General features: G+C 53.5%; 21 protein-coding genes. 14 read left to right on the top strand and 7 right to left on the bottom strand.

Features of this window, described 5'->3' with window-relative positions:
- Positions 1-2 precede the first annotated feature (2 nt).
- From ACSHSR_RS19840 to hemC, 4 genes are read right to left on the bottom strand one after another with little or no spacing between them, the layout of a single operon-like run.
- Positions 3-1172 (bottom strand): heme biosynthesis HemY N-terminal domain-containing protein, encoded by a 1170-nt coding sequence (locus tag ACSHSR_RS19840; protein WP_071238618.1) that lies wholly within the window; start codon positions 1170-1172, stop codon positions 3-5.
- Complete coding sequence (locus ACSHSR_RS19835) at positions 1169-2278, bottom strand: uroporphyrinogen-III C-methyltransferase (RefSeq protein ID WP_052678653.1); 1110 nt, start codon at positions 2276-2278, stop codon at positions 1169-1171. The genes ACSHSR_RS19840 and ACSHSR_RS19835 overlap by 4 nt, the downstream gene beginning before the upstream one ends.
- A 52-nt stretch (positions 2279-2330) precedes the next feature.
- Positions 2331-3059, bottom strand: coding sequence for a uroporphyrinogen-III synthase (locus ACSHSR_RS19830; protein ID WP_144131764.1), 729 nt, complete (start codon positions 3057-3059; stop codon positions 2331-2333).
- 12 nt (positions 3060-3071) lie between these two features.
- The gene (hemC, locus tag ACSHSR_RS19825; protein ID WP_025011358.1) at positions 3072-4001 is read right to left on the bottom strand and encodes a hydroxymethylbilane synthase; all 930 of its coding nucleotides are present in this window, start codon (positions 3999-4001) and stop codon (positions 3072-3074) included.
- A 202-nt stretch (positions 4002-4203) separates the two neighbouring features.
- On the opposite strand from hemC, the gene ACSHSR_RS19820 reads away from it, so the two are divergent.
- Positions 4204-6627, top strand: a complete 2424-nt coding sequence (locus ACSHSR_RS19820; RefSeq protein WP_144134114.1) for a class I adenylate cyclase — start codon at positions 4204-4206, stop codon at positions 6625-6627.
- 14 nt (positions 6628-6641) lie between these two features.
- Here ACSHSR_RS19820 and cyaY read toward each other — a convergent pair whose 3' ends face one another.
- Positions 6642-6971, bottom strand: coding sequence for an iron donor protein CyaY (cyaY, locus tag ACSHSR_RS19815; protein WP_479631073.1), 330 nt, complete (start codon positions 6969-6971; stop codon positions 6642-6644).
- 80 nt (positions 6972-7051) lie between these two features.
- On the opposite strand from cyaY, the gene lptM reads away from it, so the two are divergent.
- The 8 genes from lptM (at position 7052) to ACSHSR_RS19775 (ending at position 12822) form a co-directional block, all read left to right on the top strand.
- The gene (lptM, locus tag ACSHSR_RS19810; RefSeq protein WP_162887842.1) at positions 7052-7201 is read left to right on the top strand and encodes an LPS translocon maturation chaperone LptM; all 150 of its coding nucleotides are present in this window, start codon (positions 7052-7054) and stop codon (positions 7199-7201) included.
- A complete protein-coding gene (gene lysA, locus ACSHSR_RS19805; protein WP_062793758.1) occupies positions 7202-8446 on the top strand; it encodes a diaminopimelate decarboxylase in 1245 nt (414 codons plus the stop codon).
- Positions 8447-8495: 49 nt separating this feature from the next.
- A complete protein-coding gene (dapF, locus tag ACSHSR_RS19800) occupies positions 8496-9323 on the top strand; it encodes a diaminopimelate epimerase (RefSeq protein ID WP_062793757.1) in 828 nt (275 codons plus the stop codon).
- Positions 9320-9955 (top strand): DUF484 family protein, encoded by a 636-nt coding sequence (locus ACSHSR_RS19795; protein WP_025011355.1) that lies wholly within the window; start codon positions 9320-9322, stop codon positions 9953-9955. The genes dapF and ACSHSR_RS19795 overlap by 4 nt, the downstream gene beginning before the upstream one ends.
- Entirely contained in the window at positions 9955-10851 is an 897-nt protein-coding gene (gene xerC, locus ACSHSR_RS19790) for a tyrosine recombinase XerC (protein ID WP_208143220.1), read from the top strand. The genes ACSHSR_RS19795 and xerC overlap by 1 nt, the downstream gene beginning before the upstream one ends.
- Positions 10851-11567, top strand: a complete 717-nt coding sequence (locus tag ACSHSR_RS19785; RefSeq protein WP_479631072.1) for an HAD-IA family hydrolase — start codon at positions 10851-10853, stop codon at positions 11565-11567. Before xerC ends, ACSHSR_RS19785 begins: the two co-directional genes overlap by 1 nt.
- Positions 11568-11646: 79 nt before the next feature.
- On the top strand, positions 11647-12117 hold the full coding sequence (locus ACSHSR_RS19780; RefSeq protein WP_025889827.1) for an Sbal_3080 family lipoprotein: 471 nt from the start codon (positions 11647-11649) through the stop codon (positions 12115-12117).
- 120 nt (positions 12118-12237) lie between these two features.
- Positions 12238-12822, top strand: a complete 585-nt coding sequence (locus ACSHSR_RS19775) for a HupE/UreJ family protein (protein ID WP_479631071.1) — start codon at positions 12238-12240, stop codon at positions 12820-12822.
- On the opposite strand, the gene ACSHSR_RS19770 is transcribed toward ACSHSR_RS19775, so the two are convergent.
- A complete protein-coding gene (locus tag ACSHSR_RS19770; protein ID WP_479631070.1) occupies positions 12792-13307 on the bottom strand; it encodes an AlbA family DNA-binding domain-containing protein in 516 nt (171 codons plus the stop codon). The genes ACSHSR_RS19775 and ACSHSR_RS19770 overlap by 31 nt on opposite strands.
- 64 nt (positions 13308-13371) lie before the next feature.
- On the bottom strand, positions 13372-14073 hold the full coding sequence (gene ric / locus ACSHSR_RS19765; protein ID WP_221055537.1) for an iron-sulfur cluster repair di-iron protein: 702 nt from the start codon (positions 14071-14073) through the stop codon (positions 13372-13374).
- Between the two features lie 365 nt (positions 14074-14438).
- Between ric and ACSHSR_RS19760 the strand changes: the two genes are divergently transcribed.
- The 5 genes from ACSHSR_RS19760 to cas7e all read left to right on the top strand — a co-directional run bounded on the left by ACSHSR_RS19760 (position 14439) and on the right by cas7e (position 21316).
- The gene (locus tag ACSHSR_RS19760; RefSeq protein WP_479631069.1) at positions 14439-15275 is read left to right on the top strand and encodes a BrxR family transcriptional regulator; all 837 of its coding nucleotides are present in this window, start codon (positions 14439-14441) and stop codon (positions 15273-15275) included.
- 116 nt (positions 15276-15391) lie between these two features.
- Complete coding sequence (cas3, locus tag ACSHSR_RS19755) at positions 15392-18091, top strand: CRISPR-associated helicase Cas3' (RefSeq protein ID WP_479631068.1); 2700 nt, start codon at positions 15392-15394, stop codon at positions 18089-18091.
- Positions 18088-19674 (top strand): type I-E CRISPR-associated protein Cse1/CasA, encoded by a 1587-nt coding sequence (gene casA, locus ACSHSR_RS19750; RefSeq protein ID WP_479631067.1) that lies wholly within the window; start codon positions 18088-18090, stop codon positions 19672-19674. Before cas3 ends, casA begins: the two co-directional genes overlap by 4 nt.
- Positions 19674-20201, top strand: coding sequence for a type I-E CRISPR-associated protein Cse2/CasB (gene casB, locus ACSHSR_RS19745; RefSeq protein WP_208193547.1), 528 nt, complete (start codon positions 19674-19676; stop codon positions 20199-20201). The genes casA and casB overlap by 1 nt, the downstream gene beginning before the upstream one ends.
- A gap of 32 nt (positions 20202-20233) precedes the next feature.
- The gene (cas7e, locus tag ACSHSR_RS19740) at positions 20234-21316 is read left to right on the top strand and encodes a type I-E CRISPR-associated protein Cas7/Cse4/CasC (RefSeq protein ID WP_234521796.1); all 1083 of its coding nucleotides are present in this window, start codon (positions 20234-20236) and stop codon (positions 21314-21316) included.
- The last annotated feature ends 6 nt before the right edge of the window (positions 21317-21322 follow it).

Genomic DNA, 21322 nt, shown 5'->3' with positions numbered 1-21322 from the left:
GATTAGTCGCTCTTGGCGGCTTGCTTGTAGCTATTGAAAGCCCCTTGATGATCGGCCAACTGCTCTTGAAGTCTGGCCAAGGCCAACCAGTATTCCTTACGGGGCAGTAAGTGACACAAGCGTTCCCATGCGGCTCGGGCCAGACTGAATTCACGGCAGAGTTCATGAATTTGGGCCATGCAGTGTTGGTAGTCGGCATGGTTCTCTAGCTTGGGTTCCAAGTTCTTCAGCAGTTTCAGGGTTTCACTGTCCTGGGCTTCAAAAATCTTCGGCAAAACTTCAAGTACAGAGGCGCAAGGTTCCTTCTTTAGCGCCTTGTTCAGTAGTTTCAGGGCTTCGTCACGGCGGTTGAAGCCGGCAAGCCCCAAGGCATATTGTGCCATATTGGCTTGTTGGCTGCGTTCCTGGCGACTAAGCCAGTGCCAACACTTTTCCAGTTCCTGCTCGCTGCGAAGGGCTGCCTGGGCCAACAAAGCATTATTTACCCTCTGGTTCAGGAGCTCGTATTCCTCATTATCCAGGATCTGCTTTTTGCGCAGCGCCGGCAGTAACAGTTTCAGAGCCTGCCAGTCAAGCTGGCTCTGGTAAAGCTCCAGTGCCAGTTGCAGTACCGGAGCCTTGCTCTTGCTGCTGGGTTGCAGTTTGTCCAGCTGCTCGCGGGCCTTTTCCAGCTCGCCTTGCTGCATGTAGTAGCGCACTCTGGTGGTGGTTACCGCCTGGGTCGCCAGTGGCAACAGGGCGGCCTTATTCAGGTAGTCGTCCCGCTCTTCATTCTTGAACTGTCTTTGGGCCGCTCTGGCGGCAGCCAGATAATTGAGAGCCGGCAGTTCACCGGCTTCGGCGCCTTTTTGCATCGCTTTTTCGGCCGCTGGCCAATCCTCTTCTGCCAACGCCAGTGCGCCGGTGAGCGTGTACTTGCGGGCGGCATTGCGGCGCCAGCGCCGCGGCAGGTAACGACTGCTTAATACCAGATTCAGCACAGTGACCAGTAGCCATTCCAGTAACTGCAGTAGAGCAAAGAAGATGATGAGTGCCATAACGGCAAACAGCAGATTGGTTTCCAGCTGCCAGTCCAGAAAGGCGATATAGACATAGCCTGTTTTGCCGGCAAAAAGCGGACTCAGACAGGCACCAGCCAGAATAATCACCAGATAGATGAGTACTCTTATCATAGTTCAGCCCCCGGCATGAGTTCGCCATAGGTGACCAACTGTTTGAGTTGAGCGCTGGATTCAAATTTTGTCAGATTGATGGGATCCAGTTGCAGACTGGACAAAGCATTGATTGCAGTCAGTACTTCTTCAGTGCGTGGATCGTCGAGATCGAAATATTGCTGGATCCACTTGCGGGCCATGGCCAATGACTGGCGGTAGTTGAGCTCATCATATTGATAGAGGGCCAGTTGCGACTGCAGCAGCTTATTGCGGATATTCTCGAATAAATACCATTCCTGCTGGGGAGACAGCAGCGGAGTGATATCTGAGCTTATCTTGCGAATAGTGAAGAAATCTTCCTTCAGTGCGCTCCAGGTCTTGGACAGGTTGCTCTGCCAATCACCTATGGAGTCAGACATCTTGTTTTCTGCTTCTGGCTCCATTTGCTGGCTGCCGACACGATTGAGTGGCAACTTGTCCAACTTGGTGATAATGCCATCGAGGGTGAACACTGTACCTGCGATATCGGTATTCTTGATGGCGCTGACCGCCGCCATATCGTTGGCGAGGGCACGACGCAGAGGCATGAGTGAAGGCTCCTGCATGGCAGCAATTCGCTCATCGGCAGCCTGTAACAGGCCGGTTGCCGTTTGCGGATCTTTCTCCAGCCACAGTTTACGTCCCGCCATCCGCACCAGATATTCGGCTTCTGCCGCCATCCAATGGTTGGGGTTACGCTGTGCCAGAGTGGCGATGCGGGTTTGCATCTGCTGCTGGGCATCGCTCAGTTGTTCTATGGCACCTTGCTGCTGTTGATTTTGCTGCCGGTCGCTTCTCAGTTGCTGTTCCAGTGCCTGCAATCTGGCCTCTGGAGCTTGTTTGACTTGTTCTAGAGTGGTTGCCAGTTGCGCATTGGCGGCTTGCTGTTGCTGCAGTTGCCAAAAGAGATAAGCACCTATGGCGCAGGCCAGCAGTGCCAGCAACAGGCTCAATAGCAGCGTCAGTCTCAGGGGCCATGAGCTGCGCTTGGCTGTCGCCGCTGGGGTTTCTTGCTCTGTGGTACCCAAGGGTTGGGTAGGCAGTGCGGGGGTATCGCTCCCGACTTCTGGCTTACTGTTATCCATTAATGCAGTCCTTTAACGCGACAATAGGGCTGGAAATCGGGAGGGGGGAAAACTAGAGCCTTAATGCCTTGAGTACGGCTTTACTGTTGGCTGCCGTGGCATCGGTCACTTGAGTTAATCCGGCGACCACGGCCTTATCTACCACCCGAATACTGGGAACTATAATATGACATGCTTGCAGCCAAGCAAAATACTCTTTTGGCAGCAGTCGGATAAGGTTCATCAGGCTCTCGGCGCTGCTGAGTACTATGGTGTCTATTCCGAAGTCTTGCCATTCCTTGACCAGTTGTACTGCATCATAGGCAGGACAAGTGCGGCGATAGACTTCCCAGAATTGAACCGACGCCCCATATTGCTGGAGTGTTTGTCCCAGTACCTCCCGGCCACCGTTGCCGCGAATAATGACCACTTTCTTGTGTTTTACCGCTTCGGGTTGCAAACCCGGCAGGGTTAACAGGCCTTCGGTCTGTTGATTGTCATCCGGCGCTTTATGGCCCAGGATGCCATACTGTGCAAAGGCCTCGAAAGTGGCTTCGCCGACGGCAAAATATTGAATGTGTGACGGCCAGGGAGCATTGAGAGCCTGAGTACCGAAATGCACCGCATTAGTGCTGACAAACACAATGATGTCGGCATCAAGGACCTCGGCAGGAGAGATACCTTTATCCTCCATGGCCTCAACAGCCAAGAGAGGGGTCACCATAAAAGGTATGCCCCTTTCTGTCAGCGCCTGTTCCATGGCGTGATTGCGCCCCTCGGGGCGCGTCAACAACACTCTCATGGTGCCGCCTTGTTATTTGCCGTAAACGGCATCCAATATGGTTTTGGCGCCTTTGCTCAGCAGTTCTTCTGCCAGGGCGTTACCCAGGGCTACGGCCTCGTCTTGGTGACCGCTGACTTGACCTGTGATCACCTCGGAGCCATCCGGATTACCTACCAAGCCTCTGAGGCTCAGTTGTTCGCCCTGGATTTCGGCATAGGCACCAATGGGGACCTGGCAACCCCCTTCCAAACGTGTGTTCATGGCCCGTTCCGCCAGTACGCGATAGCGGGTTTCTTTATGCTCAAGCGGTGCCAACAAGGCTTTTACCCGCTCATCGTCGGTGCGACATTCGATGCCCACAGCACCCTGGCCGTTGGCCGGCAATGATTCTTCGGCGCTGATAAAGCTGGCGATACGCTCTGATAATTTCAAGCGGATAAGCCCGGCAGCAGCCAGAATGATGGCATCATATTCACCGGCATCCAGTTTACCCAGACGGGTTCCCACGTTGCCGCGCAGATCTTTGATGATAAGGTCAGGGCGACGGGCTCTGAGCTGACACTGACGACGCAGACTTGAAGTACCCACAACCGCGCCTTGAGGCAGTTCATCTATACTCTTGTAGCTGTTGGAAACGAAGGCATCACGGGGATCTTCACGTTCGCAGATCACTTCCAGCCCCAGCCCTTCGGGAAATTCAACCGGCACATCTTTCATGGAATGCACGGCGATATCCGCCTGGTCTTCCAGCATGGCGACTTCCAGCTCTTTAACGAACAGCCCCTTGCCGCCCACTTTGGCCAGAGGAGTATCCAGGATGACATCACCCTTGGTGCTCATTGGCAGCAGTTCTACTGTCAGCCCGGGGTGAATGCGTTCCAGCTCGGCTTTGACAAATTCTGCCTGCCACATGGCGAGAGGGCTTTTACGTGTTGCTATGCGAATGCGATTTTCTGACATGCCAATCTTTTCCGTGAGAGTACGTTAAATGCGCCAATGCTAACATTGCCTATTGGAGAATGGCACCGAACGCTGCTCAATCTTTGAAGTGGGCACGTTAAATTTTCGCCAAATAGTGTGATCTTGATCTCATTACTTGCCTGCTACCTTAAAAGTGTTAGCATGATCATCTAACTGGTTCAGGGATAGTGAAATTCGGATGATCGAGCGTCAGCGACAATACGCCGAATACGCCGAGCGCCTCAATCGAGTGCGTTTGGCCCGTGCTCAGGCGCTGTTTTCCCCACTGCAAAGGCATCTGTTTAACCTGATCCCTCTGTTGTTGCATCAGCATCACAACCGTTTGCCCGGATACAACGGCCCCATGACGCCCTGCGGTATCAAGGGGTTCCAACACTCAGTCGAGCTCAAAGAATCGCTCGCTACTCTCAAGTTGCCACTGCTCGAAGACTCACAGCATGCCAGTCCTGTACTGGAAGGGGTTTACGTAATGGGCAGCACCGCCAGTTTTGGCCAGAACCCCAAGAGTGATGTAGATGTCTGGTTGGTCTATGACGCCGGGCTAACCCAGGAGGAAGTGGAACTGCTGCGGGAGAAGAGCCTAAAACTCACCCGCTGGTTTGCCGGCTTTCAATTCGAGGTGAACTTTTATCTGGTACACCCGCGGCAGTTTTGCCGTGATGACACTTGCTATCAGGACGCCGAATGGGAGCTATTGGGGCATGAACACAGCGGCAGCGCCCAGCATTGGTTGCTGTTGGAAGAGTTCTATCGCAGCCATATCCGCCTGGCCGGCAAGACAGTCGCCTGGTGGCCCAATGCCCAACCCTGTAATGACTTTCTGTTCCTTGGTGATGTGCACCAACTGCCGGCCAATGAGTATTTTGGTGCCTCTTTATGGCAGCTCTATAAAGGTCTGGACAAGCCGCACAAGGCCCTGCTCAAGGTGCTGCTGCTGGAAGCCTATGCCAGTAATTATCCACAAACCAATCTGGTCAGCGAATGGGTGTGGTTGAGAACTCTGGCCGGTGACTTTTCCAACGCCAACGATGCCTATCTGCTCCTGTATCAATATATCGAATCTTATCTGCTTAAAGTGGGAGACGAGCGTCGGCTGGAGATAGTGCGCCGCTGCTTTTACCTCAAATGTGGTATCAGGCTCAGTGATGTCGAGCAGTGTCACGATTGGCGCTACCACAAGCTCAAGCAGTTGGTTGAACAGTGGGAATGGCCCCAGAGCCTGCTGACCACCCTGGATGATTGTGAACACTGGCACAGTGGCCAGTTGCAGTGGTTCAACGCCCAGCTCAACGAGTTGATGTTGGCCAGCTACCAGACCCTGCTGCATTTCGCTTCGACCCACAGGCTGAGCGAGTACTTTAAAGTGGAAGATTTGGGGCTGCTGACCCGTAAGCTGCACACCTATTTCAGTGAGGACAAGCAGCAGATCCTGCGGCTCAACCGGCTTTGGAGTCAGTCGCTGGCAGAGCCGAATCTGACTATAGTCCGCAGCGAGCAGGATGGTCGCTGTCATCTGTATCGTCTGTCACCTGAGCCGCGGCAGTTTATGGGCGAAGTGGCCATCTATCAGGCAGATAATGCCGCCTCCTTGATGATTTGGGCTTGTCTCAATGGGGTGGCCACTGTCAATAGCCGCTGGTTTGAATACGGCGCGGGTCGTCTGCGGTGCCGGCGTCTTAACCAGGTGGCCGAACGGCTACTGCCTTATACCGAAGACAAGAAGTGGCGGGTGTCGAAACTGGATCTGTGCCAGCCTTGGCACTATCGCAAGTTGGTGTGGATCCTCAATCTGGAGCAGGACCCCAGCGAGCATTGGCAGGGCCAGACCTTGATGCTGGAACTCATGGGCAGCAACCTGCTGGCGACAGGAAAACCGGCAGCCAGTTTGCTGGGGTCGGTGCAACTGATGAGCCTCAACTCCTGGGGGGAATGGCATTGTCACAGCTTTGTCGGTGAGCAGGCGCTATTGGAGGCCATCGCCTTTGCCACTCCAGGTATGAGAAGAGCGCCACAACAGGTGGCCTTCGATGTCGTCAGTGCTTCGCAAAAGCTGCAGTCCCAGCTGGAACAAACTGTCGTGGATATTCTCAAGCAGGTGCACCGACTGATAAAAGATGCCTGTCCGTCAAAGACCTTGGTGCAGCCACTGCAACTGGGTGAAAAGAAATATGGCCTGTTTTTCGATGCCAAGGGCATGAGTTACCGGGATCTCAGCGATGTGAAGTCCCTCTATCGTCAGTTGGCCAGGGGCGAGTTACAGAGTTTGCCAAGACCCGAGCTTGCCGGTGACCCTTGGGTCAAGGTGCCTGAGGTTATCCAAAATTATGCGGTGAAAGGGGTGATACAGTATTTTCTGCGCAGCCGGGAAGACGAGTTGGATGTGTTCGTACTGGATGAAGGAAATGGCTTGAGCCACTATGTGCACAGCAATCCGGATGTCAGTGAATTGGTGAATACTGTTACCCAGCATTACGCCTTTGGCGAAGTCCTGAGCCTTAAAAATCACTTCAACTTTCCGCAGTTTTTCCGCCTGGTGCGCCAGAGCGGTAATCTGGATGTGGTGCCTTTCGGGGTCACGGCAAGGGCGGCGCAGACAGAGTTCTGACCGCCCCTAAATCATCAGAACGACAGCTCTATTCCGCCCTGGCGGCTGATGGACTCTCTGACGAAGGGCATAAACTCGCCGCCATTGCGCTCATCTATCCATTTACCGTCGACATAGCCAAAGTGATAACCACCGAAACGGGTTGCTACCCAGATCTGGTGCAGCGGCTCCTGCTTGTTGATCACGATTTTGGAGCTGTCGGCGAACTCGAGTTGCAGCAAGTTGCCTGAAGCGTCGATATCAACATCGGCATCCTGCTCATCGATTGCATTCTCAATTGCGGTTTCTATCCGGTCGAACATTTCATCGGCGAGCTGATGATATTCGGTATCTGTCATTGCCATGGAATATCTGTCCTTTGCTTTCATCAAGATGAATGCGATTATAAGGCTAATGTAATCCTGCTGCCCAGATGTTGAGTAAAATGAGACTGTTTTTATCCCTGATGCTTGCTAGCCTGTTGCTGCTTGGTTGTGGTCAAAAAGGCGCGCTATACAAGAGCCCGGATCTGCCGGACAACCAATCCCAGGCGGAACAAACCGAGCAACCCCAGCAATCGACAGAGGAAAACTAATTGGATCATTTTCAGTATCAAGCTCAGGCTCTGTATGCCGAAGACTGTGCCGTTGCCGATTTGGCGGCTCAATATGGTACGCCTTTGTATGTCTATTCGCGGGCAACATTGGAGCGCCATTGGCATGCCTTTGACAGAGCCGTGGCCTCTCATCCGCACCTTATCTGCTATGCGGTCAAGGCCAACTCCAATCTGGCGGTGCTCAATGTGTTGGCGCGCCTTGGCAGTGGCTTTGATATTGTCTCAGGCGGAGAACTGACCCGGGTAATCACCGCAGGTGGCGATCCGGCCAAGGTGGTGTTTTCCGGTGTTGGCAAGACAGCGGCGGAAATGAAACTGGCACTGGAGCTTGGGATATATTGCTTCAATGTTGAATCCCGCGCCGAGCTTGAACTGCTCAACGAAGTGGCAGGCTCTTTGGGTAAACAGGCGCCGGTTTCCTTGCGGATCAACCCGGATGTGGATGCCGGTACTCACCCCTATATCTCTACCGGCCTGAAAGAAAACAAGTTCGGTATCGCCATGGATGAAGCCGAGGAAGCCTTCCTGCAGGTGCAATCCTTGCCGCACCTGGCCATCAAGGGCGCCGACTGCCATATCGGCTCACAGCTTACTGAACTCAGGCCGTTTCTCGATGCCATGGACAGAATGCTGGCATTGATTGATAGGCTGGCAGAAAAAGGCATAGTGATTGAGCATCTGGATGTGGGCGGTGGCCTGGGGGTCACTTATGATGAAGAAACCCCGCCACAACCGGACAAGTATGCCGCCGCGTTGCTCGAGCGTCTGGGTGAACGACCACTGAAGCTAATTTTCGAACCGGGCAGGGCGATTGCCGCCAATGCCGGGATCTTTGTCACCCAGGTGCTGTTCCAGAAAGAGAATGCCGGCAAGTATTTTGCGATAGTGGACGGTGCCATGAATGACCTTATCCGCCCGTCACTCTACAGCGCCTGGCAGCAGATTATCCCTGTGCAGCCAAGAGAGGGTGAAAGCCGGGAATACGACATAGTCGGCCCAGTGTGTGAAACCGGGGATTTTCTGGGGAAATCGCGCGCCTTGGTGCTGCAAGCCCACGACCTACTGGCGGTGCGTTCCAGCGGTGCTTATGGCTTTGTGATGTCCTCCAACTACAACACCCGTCCACGAGCGGCTGAAGTCATGGTCGATGGCAGTGAACATTATCTGGTGCGTGAACGGGAAAAGCTGGAACAACTGTGGCAAGGTGAGCACTTGCTGCCGTAAACTAGTGTGAGTACTTTCCCGCTGTAGGCGTTGGAACCTAGGAGTAATCTTGATCCACTTTACTAAGATGCATGGTCTGGGCAACGACTTTATGGTCGTCGATGGCGTGACTCAGAATGTGTACTTTTCGCCGGAGCAGATCCGGCGCCTGGCCGACCGCAACTTCGGTATCGGCTTCGATCAACTGCTGCTGGTCGAGCCGCCCTATGATCCGGATCTGGACTTTCATTATCGTATCTTCAATGCCGATGGCAGCGAGGTCGAACAGTGCGGCAACGGCGCCCGCTGCTTTGCCCGCTTTGTTCGCAACAAGGGCCTGACCCAGAAATACAAGATCAAGGTCAGCACCTCATCCGGCAAGATGACCCTGCGCCTGGAGCGCGATGGCAATGTCACCGTCAATATGGGCGTACCTATCTTGGATCCGGCGCGGATCCCCTTCAAGGCCAAAAAGGCCGAAAAGACCTACCTGTTGCCTACCGAAGGGCAAACCTTCCTCTGCGGTGCAGTCTCCATGGGTAACCCCCACTGCGTGCTGGAAGTCGAGGATGTGGCTGCCACAGATGTCGATGTTATTGGCGCGCAGCTGACCAACCACGAACGCTTCCCCAAAGGGGTCAATGTCGGCTTTATGCAGGTGCTCAACAAGGGCCATATCAAGCTCAGGGTTTATGAGCGCGGCGCCGCTGAAACCCTGGCCTGTGGCAGCGGTGCCTGCGCGGCTGCAGTGGTGGGCCAATTGCAGGGCAAGCTGGGCAACACTGTGCGGGTCGACCTGCCCGGCGGCACCCTGACAATCAAATGGGAAGGTGAGGGCAAGCCGCTGTGGATGACGGGCCCGGCCGAACAGGTATACGACGGACAGATACAGATATGACAGACGCCAAAGCTAAGCTCAATCCACCTTTTGATGAGCAGATCATCCGTGAATATCTGTTGGATAATCCGGAGTTTTTCTGCCGTCACCCCGAGCTGCTGCTGGCTATGCGTCTGCCCCACGGCGAGCGTGGCACAGTTTCTCTGGTAGAGCGGCGGCAAGAGCTGCTGCGCAGCCGGGTACAACAGCTGGAAGAGGAGATCACCGCGCTGCTTGGCATGGCCAGCCGCAATGAGAAAATCTTCCGCTTCAATACCCAGCTTTCATTGAAGTTACTCGATTGCGAAGATATGGGTGAGCTGAGACAGGTGCTGTGCGCCGAGCTTAAAGAAGCCTTTAACTTCAGTCATGTACGCCTGATTACCGTGCATGATATCGACTCAGAACTCTCGGCCATCTGGCGTAAGCGCCTGCAGCACGGCTATTACTTTGGTCGCCTGACCAAGGAGGAGTCCAAGCGTTTATTCGGCTCTGAAGTCGGCTCAGTGTCACTGGCACGGTTGTCGGAACAAAATGGCCAGGTGATCTTTGCTATCGCCAGTGCCGATGTGACCCACTTCCATCCGGAGATGGACAATATGCTGCTGGATCAGTTGCGGCAGTTGTTGGACCATCTGCTGCCCAAGCTCTGATGGCCGTTAAACAGGATTCTCCCTGGCTTGGCCGCTTCGAGCGCCATCTCAGTGCCGAGCGGCAGCTGTCTCCTTACACAGCCCGCAACTATCTGCGCGAACTGCAACGGGTTGCCGGGCTGCTGCCGCAGGATATTGATTGGGAGCAGGTAACCGATCCCCTGTTGAGTGCTGTGTTGGCCAAGTTACATCGTCAGGGGCTCAGCCCCCGCTCTTTGTCTCTGTGCCTGTCGGCAGTCAAGCAGTTCTACGAATTTCTGCTGCTCGAAGAGCTGGTCAAGAGTAATCCCGCCCGGCAACTGAGCGCCCCAAAACAGAATAAGCCGCTGCCCAAGAATCTCGACGCCGATAGCATCAGTCATCTGCTGGATATTGAGGTGACAGATCCCCTCAGTGCCCGTGACAAGGCGATGATGGAGCTGTGTTACTCCTCCGGGCTGCGTCTGGCCGAGTTGGCCTCGTTGGATGTGCCGCAACTGGATTTCGCCCAGCAGCAAATCAAGGTGATGGGTAAAGGTGGCAAGGAACGGCTGCTGCCTGTGGGCTCGGTCGCCATTGCCGCATTGCAACAATGGCTGGATTACCGCCGGGATATTCCCTGTGAAGATCAGGCGCTGTTCGTGACCGCCAAGGGCAAGCGTTTGGCACATCGCAGTATTCAGGCGCGCATGGCGCGCTGGGGGCAGGAGCAGGTGTTATCCGCCAGGGTGCATCCCCACAAGCTCAGGCATTCCTTCGCGACTCATATGCTGGAATCCAGCGGCGACTTGCGGGCAGTGCAGGAGCTGCTGGGACACGCCAATCTGGCGACCACCCAAATATATACCAGTCTGGACTTTCAACATCTGGCCAAGGTGTATGACGGCGCGCACCCCAGAGCCAAAAAGGACAAGTGATGCAGGTGTTTCTTCGCCCCGGCGCTATCGAAGCCATCAGTTTTGATCTTGACGATACCCTTTATGATAACCGGCCAATTATCGCCGCCGCCGAAGGCGCATTGCTCGACTGGTTGGCCAAAGAGTACCCACTGAGCGACAATTGGCAGGCTGCAGACTGGCGGGCGTTGAAGCGCCAGCTCTTGCTGCAGCAAGCCGAGCTGACCCATGACACCAGTGCCGCGCGATTGATGCTGCTGCAAACTGGGCTGGAGATGCTGGGATATGATAAACATAAGGCCAATCAAGGCGCGAAAGCGGGTCTGGCCTTGTTCCTTGAGCGGCGCAGTGACTTTAAGGTGTCAAAGGAAGTGCTCGCCTTACTTTCGCAATTGGCTGAGCGTTTTCGCCTGGTCGGGATCACCAATGGCAATGTGGATGCCGGCAGAATTGGCCTGGGAGAGATGTTTGAGTTTGTGCTGCATCCGGGCAATGGTGTCAGACGTAAACCCTGGGGGGATATGTTCCAGTTGGCCGCCGAGCGCCTGGCCTTACCCTCTGAGGCGCTGCTGCATGTCGGCGACCACCCGCTGACAGATGTCGAAGGTGCCCGTAAGGCCGGCTGTCAGGCTGCCTGGCTCAATCCGGCGTTTGCCGGTGATAACTGCAGAGCAGCCAACACCCTGCTGCCTCACATTCGGCTCCATTCTCTGAGTGAATTGGCACTTCTATTGTGATTTTGTTGCGTTTTTGTGTTTTCTGAGTAGATTGGCTGCGCCCGGCCGGGCTGTAACCATCTCTATGGATAAGAAGAAAATGACAAAACGACTCGCCATACTACTGCTTACATCTTTTTTGGGGCTCAGTGCTTGCTCCATCAAACAACAGGTCGATCCCGTGGCACTGCATCAAGATGCAGGCCTCTGTATTCTGGAAAACCCACAGGTCAGGGAAGGTTTCTTGCAGGAAGTGGAGAAGGTGCTGCGTGAAAAACAGATACGCTATCGACTGGTTCAAGAGTTAAACGCCGCCGATCAATGTGATTGGACTGCAACCTACAGTGCGAATTGGGCATGGGACTTGGCGCTTTATATGGTATACGCCGAGATTAAGGTGTATCACCAGGGTAGACTCGATGGTCAGGCTATCTATGATGCTCGGATGGGTGGAGCCAATATGAACAAGTTCATTGATGCCGAACCTAAGATCCGTGAACTGATCAATCAATTGATCCAACAGAAACAGGCGCGTGTTTCCTGGGCACAGCCACTGACTCTGGCTCCCTGAAACAATTTCTCACCATTAAAGCGTGCATCAAAGCGCGCTTTTTTAGTTTCTTATCATTTTTTTAACATCGACTTGGTGCTAGTGTATAGCTCCTTGCCGTTGTGCTCTGAGGTTTAACCTATGCCATCCCGAATAATCATGCTGTTGTTGTTGCTGTTGAGCCTGCCGGTCTCAGCACACGAGCTGCATGCGGATGGTGGTTTCTGGGATGGTTTCAATCACCCTGTATTGGGGTTCGATCATCTGTTGGCCATGCTCAGTGTCGGTATTCTCAGTACCCAGTTGGGGCGCAGTGCCATCTGGTCTGTACCTTTGGCATTTCTGTTTTTCATGACCCTGGGCGCGGTTGCCGGTATGTCACTCATGCCGATCCCTTTTGTTGAATCGGGTATTGCCCTGTCGGTATTGCTGCTGGGGCTTGCCATTGCGCTCAACCGTGAGATGCCCATCTCTTTTGCCATGGCCTTTGTCGGCGTCTTTGCCTTGTTTCACGGTCATGCTCACGGCGTTGAAATGCCTGAGTTGGCCAGGCCAAGCATTTATGCCATGGGCTTTTTGTTGGGAACGGCGGCCATTCATGTTGCCGGGGTGATCATCGGCAGTTTGATAAACCCGGATGGCAAGCGCAAACGGGCGGTGCAACTCATGGGCTCGGCTATCGCCCTGGTGGGAAGCTATTTGACTCTGGAACTCTGGCTGGCTTGAATACTGTGTCTCTGTTTGCGTCTTAGCATGCGTTTCACCTGCGCCGGACTGGCGCGCATATCGGCATCTCCGACCCTGATATAGGTGCCGCCAATTGCTTCAGTCCCCAGATAGACGGGTTGTTGACTGTAGTCGGCCTGAGGCACATGAAAGCGGATCAACTGCTTACCGGCCAGTTCTATCAGCTGAATGTCGGCCGGGCCAAGAATATTGGCGCTGATCTTTTGTGAATTGTTGAGTATCTTCCAGGCTTCATCGATAAGGGGCCTGGGTTCGGCTATTCCTTCGATAAAAAACTCGCCCTTTTCCTCCCTGACACCAAGAATGATCTCGCCGCCATTGGTATTGGCAAAGGCGCTGTAGCTTTCCCACAGCGCCAGCGGTAGCGCACCCTTGCCATGGCGTCCGGCGGCGAGCTTGAACTCCACCGCGGCGGACTCACGCAGATTTTCAATATCGTCCAGAATGAAACCTGTAGCCGGCATGGCTGACTCCTTGTTTACTGCTGTTACTGCAGTTGTAGCAAGTCCTCCGGGATTTGAACAGCCCTCAGTTCACCAGTGCCAGGGCTTTGGGAAACAAGAGGTTATTTTCCAGGTGGATGTGGCGGTGCAGATCGGCTTCAAACTCGGCCAGGGTGGCATAACATACCCGCCAGGTAGTGCAGGCATGCTCAGGGGCCTGGTAGTGATTGGTCAACTGCTGCAGCTTGGCCAGAATTTGCCCTGCCTCATCATGCTCATATTCCATTGCCCGGATAGGATTGCCTATATGGCCGAAACAGGCGTTGAACTCTTGCCCTTGACTCAGGGCACGAATGGCCGGAAACAGTATCTGTTCCTCTTTTTGCAGGTGGGGCAAGAGGTCATCCATCAGGGCGCGGATCCAACCGGCCAAGGGTTTGATCTCTTCATAATGCTCACCGTGGGCTCGCACCATCTTCTGGGCATATTCCAGCAGCAGCGGTGCGGTATCGCGTATGTACTTGTGGTGGGTCGCTTCGATATGGTCGATAAGCTCACCAAGTGGCAATTTGGCCAAGGCATCGTCCGGCGTGCCCTCTGCGGCCAGTTGGCTCAGGGCGTGCAACACCTCGGTGGGCTCGGCGCCGGCTCGCTCGCAGGCCGATGCCAGTGAACGGCCACCGCCACAGCAAAAGTCGATACCAAAACGGCTGAAAACATGGGCGTTACGGAAGTCTTCGGCGACCAGTTCGCCGACTCTGCGTTCGAGGGAGATTTGCGCTGACATAGGATGCTCTCTGTATTATCAATTTACATGCATAATAAAAGCATCTTTAATTTTAGCCAAGCTTAGGCCACTAAAACTTGACCGTTTTGCTTGGTTAATCACATTTTGCAATTGGAGTGGATAGCGGCTCAGGGCCGTAACTGCTTGGTGAGTTGCTGCGAATCACACCATGCATCCAAGCCTATAGGCCAACGCAGAGTATGCAAGGGATTTGTTCTCACCTTTCTAAGGCATTCAGCTTACAGTCTTTTATACGGTATGATGAGTGTCGAATATTTCGCCTTCAGACCTACTCGTTGACATGGGGCTATGGCAGACTGAATTTATGTTCAGGTGACGACAGTTAAATGTCCATGGAGGGTAAGGTGAGCAATTGTAAGTTGCCGATAGAGCGATTTGCTTTTCTCGAGATGTTGGCCTTTTGGAAAGGGAGCGTCCGCAATAAAGATATCGAACACCAATTTGCCATTACCCGTCAGCAAGCCCACAAAGATTTGGCCAAATACCGGGAATTGCACCCCGGCGCTTTAATAAAGCTTGATAAGGCCTGTTTCGGGTTTGCGGAGCATGCCAGTCTCAGCTACTCATCTGCTTCCCTGGATGATTTTTTCCTCTGGTACGAGACAGGTTACTTTGCTCAGCCCCGCCCCTTGAATGGCTCCTGTGCCACCCGAATGGCATTGCCGGAACGCAACATTTGCCGCCATGTCCTCGCCGGTTTGATTAATGCCATCGAGCAAAACCTCAGGCTTGAGGTGGAATATGTCTCTCTGTCCAATCCCGAAGATGAAGGCCGAATTTTTACCCCTCATACCTTAGTCAAGGCCGGCAGCCGCTACCATGTTCGGGGCTACTGCGAAAAGTCAGCGGCTTTTCGCGATCTTGTTCTGAGCCGCTTTCGGGGAATTCCTGTTGTGGAGGGCATCGCTCATCAAACTGTAAAAGATGACGCGGCCTGGCAGACCATGCTGGCGGTAATTCTGGCTCCGGATCCCCGCCTGACAGCCCAGCAACAACAGGTGTTGGCCAAGGATTATCAGATGGAAGGGGGACAACTCATTATTCAGTGCCGGGCAGCCTTGGTGGATTACCTGCTCAGGGAGATGCAGGTCAATACCAAGTATCTGGATGGCACTCCTGAGGCTCAGCAGTTGGTGCTGGTAAACCGAAATGACATCAAGCAGTGGTTATTCAATAGCTAGGACCGGCATGGTTTAAGCCAAGGTAAACTCAGTTAACCTGTAAGAATTTACAGGATTGTCAGTGTGTTGGGTTTAGTCAAAGCTAAGCCCAAGAGTAGGGAACGGACACGAATGGCATGACAGAATACTATTACCGTTATTGGGGCAAGGCACAAAAAGGTGTCGATCGCTCCGGAGATGAGTACCATTTGTTGGCTTATCACGCCTTGGATGTAGCCGCTTGTGGTTGGTGCCTGATGTCTGAAAAATATGACTTTGGCAAACGCCTCGCAAAGCAGTTGCAAATATCTCAGCAACAGTTACAACGCTTGTTTGCTTTTTTACTTAGTATTCATGATCTCGGTAAATTCGCCCGGGCTTTTCAAAACCTGGTTCCCCATCTGTCTGAACAGTTAACCGAGTCGCTATTCGATTATCAGTATACAGAGCGGCATGATTCCTTGGGCTTTTGGTTGGTCAAGGGGGCTGATGATGTTATTGAGGTGTTTGCCAATCAAGCCGAACTCCCGGCGCGAAAAGTAGCTATTAGCACTACATTCAGCTGTTGGTTGCAGATAGTGATGGGTCACCATGGACAGCCACCGAAAGCGCGGCCTAAATCACTGCCGCAGTTTTTTAGCACAGATGATATTGCCGCCGCCGCTAGTTTTGTAAAAGAGATGCTGGCCTTTTGGCTTACTCCGGACGAGGTCGGGCTGCTGTTTGATAAGGGATTGCGCGCTCGGTTGCAGCAGTGTTCCTGGCAATTGGCGGGACTGGCCGTTGTGGCAGATTGGCAGGGGTCAAATCAGCATTTCTTTCCTTATCAGAGTCGTGTTATCTCCCTGAGTGACTATTACCAACAGGCCCGAAAGCAGGCTGCTGAAGCAATAGCACAGGCGCAGTTAGCGCCCCTGGCTGCCAATCCATTCAATTCGATTCAGCAACTGTTCCCCTTTATTCAAACCCCGACTCCCTTGCAGCAATATGCTGTCGACCAAGCGCTCAGTGATTCCCCGCAGCTGTTCATCCTGGAAGATGTCACCGGTGCCGGTAAGACAGAAGCTGCGCTCACCTTGGTACACAGAATGTTGACCCAAGGTTTGGCATCTGGCTTGTATGTTGGTTTACCGACTATGGCGACAGCCAATGCCATGTATCAAAGGTTGGCGGCTTGTTATCAGGCATTGTTTAATCCCGATAGTCGCCCTTCGCTGGTGCTGTCCCATGGGGCCCGTCACCTATCGAGCCTGTTTCGTCAATCGGTTATGTTACCGGAACAGCCCAAGGATCTCAGTTATCAAAATCAGGAACTCTCGGCATCGGCCTATTGCAACCAGTGGTTGGCCGATAGCCGCAAGAAGGCCTTGTTGGCCAATGTTGGGGTGGGCACGCTGGACCAAGCATTGATGAGTGTCTTACCCGCCCGTCATCAATCACTGCGTTTACTGGGGCTGTCCGGCAAGGTGTTGTTGGTGGATGAAGTCCATGCTTACGATGCCTATATGCAAACATTGCTGGCAAGACTCCTAAAACTGCATGCCAGCCAGGGGGGCAGCGCAATCTTGTTATCGGCAACCTTGCCCCAGGCGATGAAAACCACCTTGCTCAAGGCTTATGCCGAAGGTTTGGCGCAACCGTCTCTGGAGTTAACGTGCAGTGACTATCCTCTTGCGACCCAGTTTCCAGCCGTTTCCTGCCATGAATACCCCTTGGCTACTCGTGCCCAAGTGTGCCGCACCGTGAATGTCTCCAGGTTGGCAGATGATCAGCAGGCATTGACACTGATAAAACAAAGTTGTGCCAGGCAAGAGTGTGTCTGCTGGGTGCGTAATACCGTAGATGAAGCCCGTGCGGCCTATGAAATGTTGCACAACTGCGGCTTTGACGCGGAACGGCTGACTCTATTTCATAGTCGCTTTGCCATGGTGGACAGGCAAAGGATTGAACAGCAAGTACTCGCCGACTTTGGCAAGGAAAGCAATGCGGCGACTCGTGCCGGACGAGTGCTAATCGCCACTCAGGTGGTTGAGCAGAGCCTGGATCTGGATTTTGATCTGATGATATCCGACCTGGCTCCAATCGATTTAATGCTGCAGCGAGCCGGGCGCTTACATCGGCATCGTCGCCTTGCCAATGGCGACCCCATTACAGATGCCTCTGCTGATCGGCGTGGTACACCTTGCCTCTACGTGGTCAGCCCGGAGCCGACTCTGGATGCCGAAGCGGATTGGCTGCCCAAGCGCAGCGGCAGTCGCGCCGTATACCAAGATTTGGCTTTGTTGTGGCGTTCTGCTTATTTGCTGTTTGGCAAACCGGCTTATTGCATGCCTGAAGATGCCCGTGACTTGATTGAGACCGCCTATGACATGGATACCCCTCTCGATGCTCCAGAAGCCTTACTCGACAGTAGTTATCAAGCCTTGGGGGAGCATAAGGCTGCCATCAGCATTGCCAATGCCAACTTGTTGAACATAGAGCAAGGGTACAGTCAGTCGAGTAACGAGACAGGTTGGGGGGAAGAGCTCAATGTGCCCACCCGCCTCAGCGATAAGACCCTATCAGTGGTATTAGTGGGCAAAGATGAACAGGGCCAATGGCAACCGTATGCTCAAGAGCATGAATTTGCTTGGGATCTTAGTCAATTAACCCTGAGAGAAAAGCAATGGGTCGAAGCCGATGCGGCCCTCTCGGCTGATATTAAGGCGCAACTGCAAGCCCTGCAGGCCGCAACCCCTGCCTTGAAGTGGCATCAGTTGTTCCCGCTGGCTCAGCAGTGGCAAACATTTTATTCCGCCAAGCTGGGCTGGGTGGGGCAAAAAGGAGAAGCTATATGAATCTAATCAATGACGCCTGGATCCCGGCGATTCGGGCCGATGGCTCAACCTGCCAAATTGCACCTTGGCAGCTAGCCGAAACGGATAATCCCGTGGTGGAACTCGCCGCAGTGCGGCCAGATTTTCAAGGCGCACTCTATCAATTCTTGATTGGTTTGCTGCAGACAGTGGTGGCCCCGCAAGATGCGGAAGACTGGAGTGATAGGTACGAAGGTGCGCCGGATGCTGAGCAGTTAAAGGCTCGTTTTAGTCAGCTGGCGCCGGCGTTTGAGCTTTTCAGTGAAACCGCTCAAGCGGCCTTCTTGCAGGACTTGGGTCTGGCAGAAGGCGAAGCGAAGGAGATTGCCGGGCTGTTAATCGAGGCTCCGGGCGGTAAAACCATTAAAGACAATCTCGACTTCTTTGTTAAAGGCGGCCTAATCAAGCAGCTTTGTCCTGCCTGTGCGGCCCAGGCATTGTTTACCCTGCAAACCAATGCCCCTTCCGGCGGGGTTGGCCATAGGGTTGGGTTGCGGGGCGGCGGGCCATTGACTACGCTGCTGCGTCCGGTTGAGCCATCGAGTCTGTGGCAAAAGCTATGGTTGAATGTGCTGGATACTTCAACCGGGTTTAAGCCGCCGCTTGAGCCGTTATCCGCCGATATTTTCCCTTGGTTGGGGCCAACCCGGCTTTCGGGCAAGGGCGGCACGGCGACTTTTCCGCAGGATGTGCACGCCTTGCAAATGTATTGGGGCATGCCGCGTCGTATTCGCCTGCGATCAACCGAGATGGCCTGCCAGTGCGATCTTTGTGGCCAGAATAGCCAGATTGGTGTCACTCAGTTTATCACCCGTAACTATGGGGTGAACTATGATGGGGCTTGGATGCATCCATTGACGCCCTATCGAGTCGACCCCAAGAAGGAAAAAATCCCCTTGTCATTAAAGGGACAAAAAGGGGGCCTGGGTTATCGCCACTGGCTGGGGCTGACGCTGGCCGACAGCGACAACGGCGACCAGGCGGCCAAAGTGGTGCAGGACTTCTATGAACACAAAACCTATGCCCTGAGTAGCAAGCAGCAACTGCAGCTGTGGTGCTTTGGCTATGATATGGACAACATGAAAGCCCGCTGTTGGTACGAACAGACGATGCCGGTATTGCAGTTGGCGAGCGAGCACACCACTCAGGTGCAGGAGTTGGTGCAATACCTGGTCAATGCTGCCCGCGAATCTGCCAAGCTGTTACGTCATCATGTTAAGCAAGCCTGGTATCGGCGTCCCCAGGATGTATCCGGTGACATTAGCTTTATCGATGCCGAGTTTTATCACAGCACATCCGCTCACTTTTACAACTTGTTGAATGATTGCCTCGTTGCGGTTCAGGGGCAAAGTTTTCAACGCTCCGAGATTTTTCATGTCTGGCATCAACAGCTGCAGCGCACGCTGGCAAGGGTGTTTGATCAATTTACCTTAAATGCCACCCCGGAAGATCTCGACCTGAAACGGGTTATGCAGGCGAGGGCATCCCTCTTTAAAAGTTTTAATACCAATAAGCAAATTAAAGTCATTAAACCGAGCAAATCCACAACCAAGGAGGCCGTCTGATGAGCGAAAACTATGGGTTGCAGGAACATGGGTTACAAGGAGCGGATGGCACGGCGCTTAGGCGCTGGCATACCTCTCTCGATGAACAACGTGGCATGCGGGCGCAATTGCGCCGAGTCGATAAACCGGAAGAAGTGCTGATGACAGAGGCTTTCGCCCACTTTTTGCAATGGGTGCCGGCCTCCTGGCGCACTGAGCAACAGCTGATGGCGAGTGCTCTGGTTGCTGCCATTCTGCCCTGGGTTAAAACAGATGACGTTGGCCGCAGTTTTGCCCGCCAACTGAAAGGCCACGAAGAACGCCCGCTTATGAGTGAAATGCGCTTCAAACAGTTGCTGAAAAGCCGTACTCCCGAGGAGTTTTATCGGCGCTTGCTGCGCGCTGTTCGTCTGCTCGATGGCAAGGTGAATTTATTGTCGCTGACAGCGGATATTTTGCAGTGGTATCGGGAGTTTTATCAGGGGCCTGAACGTAACCCTGTGAATCGTTTAGCCGTTAAATGGGCGCGGGATTATTACGCCGCTTAACCTTCAATTTTATGGTGAATTTTAAGGAAAAAATGATGAGTCGTTTTATTCAGGTACACATGTTGACCAGCTATCCACCCGCTAACTTAAATCGTGATGACCAAGGCAGACCCAAGACCGCCAAAATGGGTGGGGTCGAGCGTTTACGAGTGTCGTCCCAGAGTTTGAAGCGCCACTGGCGTACTTCAGAGTTATTCCAGAGTGCCCTGGCGGGGCATCTTGGGGTTCGCACCAAAATGCTGGGCGCCAAGGTTTTTGATAAGTTGCTGGCTGCTGGCGTGAAAGAAAAAAGTGCTATCGAATGGAGCTGCGCCATTGCCGAAGTGTTTGGCAAATTGAAAAAGGCCAATAAAGACAAGCCATTGATAGAACTCGAAATTGAACAGCTGGTACACGTCAGCGGTGACGAATTGGCAGCGATAGATGCCTTGGTGGAAACTTTGATTGCCGAACAACGTGCACCGCTCAAGGAAGAACTGGCATTGCTGCGTCATAATACCAGCGCCGTGGATATCGCTATGTTTGGCCGCATGTTGGCGTCTAAACCCGAGTTTAATATTGAAGCCGCTTGTCAGGTGGCCCATGCCTTAAGCGTTCACCCTGTGGTGATTGAAGATGATTACTTCACCGCGGTGGACGACCTCAACGATGGCCGCGAAGATTCGGGTTCATCCCATATAGGTGAAACCGGTTTTGCCGCTGGATTGTTTTACAGCTATATCTGCATTAATCGTGAACAGCTGGCCGACAACCTTGGCGGTGATGCTGCGCTTGCTGATAAGGCTGTGGCAGCATTGATAGAAGCTGCCGTAAAAGTGGCTCCTTCCGGTAAACAAAACAGCTTTGCCCAGCAGAGCTACGCCAGCTATGTGTTAACTGAAATCGGTGAGCAGCAGCCGAGATCTTTAGCCAGTGCTTTTCTCAAGCCCATAGAGATAAGGGGGTGGAAAGATGCTGACTATCTCGAAGAGGCCACTTCACGCATTAAAGCCCAATATCAACTGTTTGACAAAGCCTATGGAGCCTGTGCCGCCAAGCGCTACGAGCTGAATGTGAATGACGAACAGGGCACATTCGCCGAGTTGCTCGCATTTGTTGCCGGGGCAGATAAGTAACGGAGG

It is taken from the genome of Shewanella sp. VK101 (assembly GCF_056497865.1).
The sequence above is the reverse complement of the archived record's forward strand: the minus strand, read 5'-3'. Positions and strand labels throughout refer to the sequence as shown.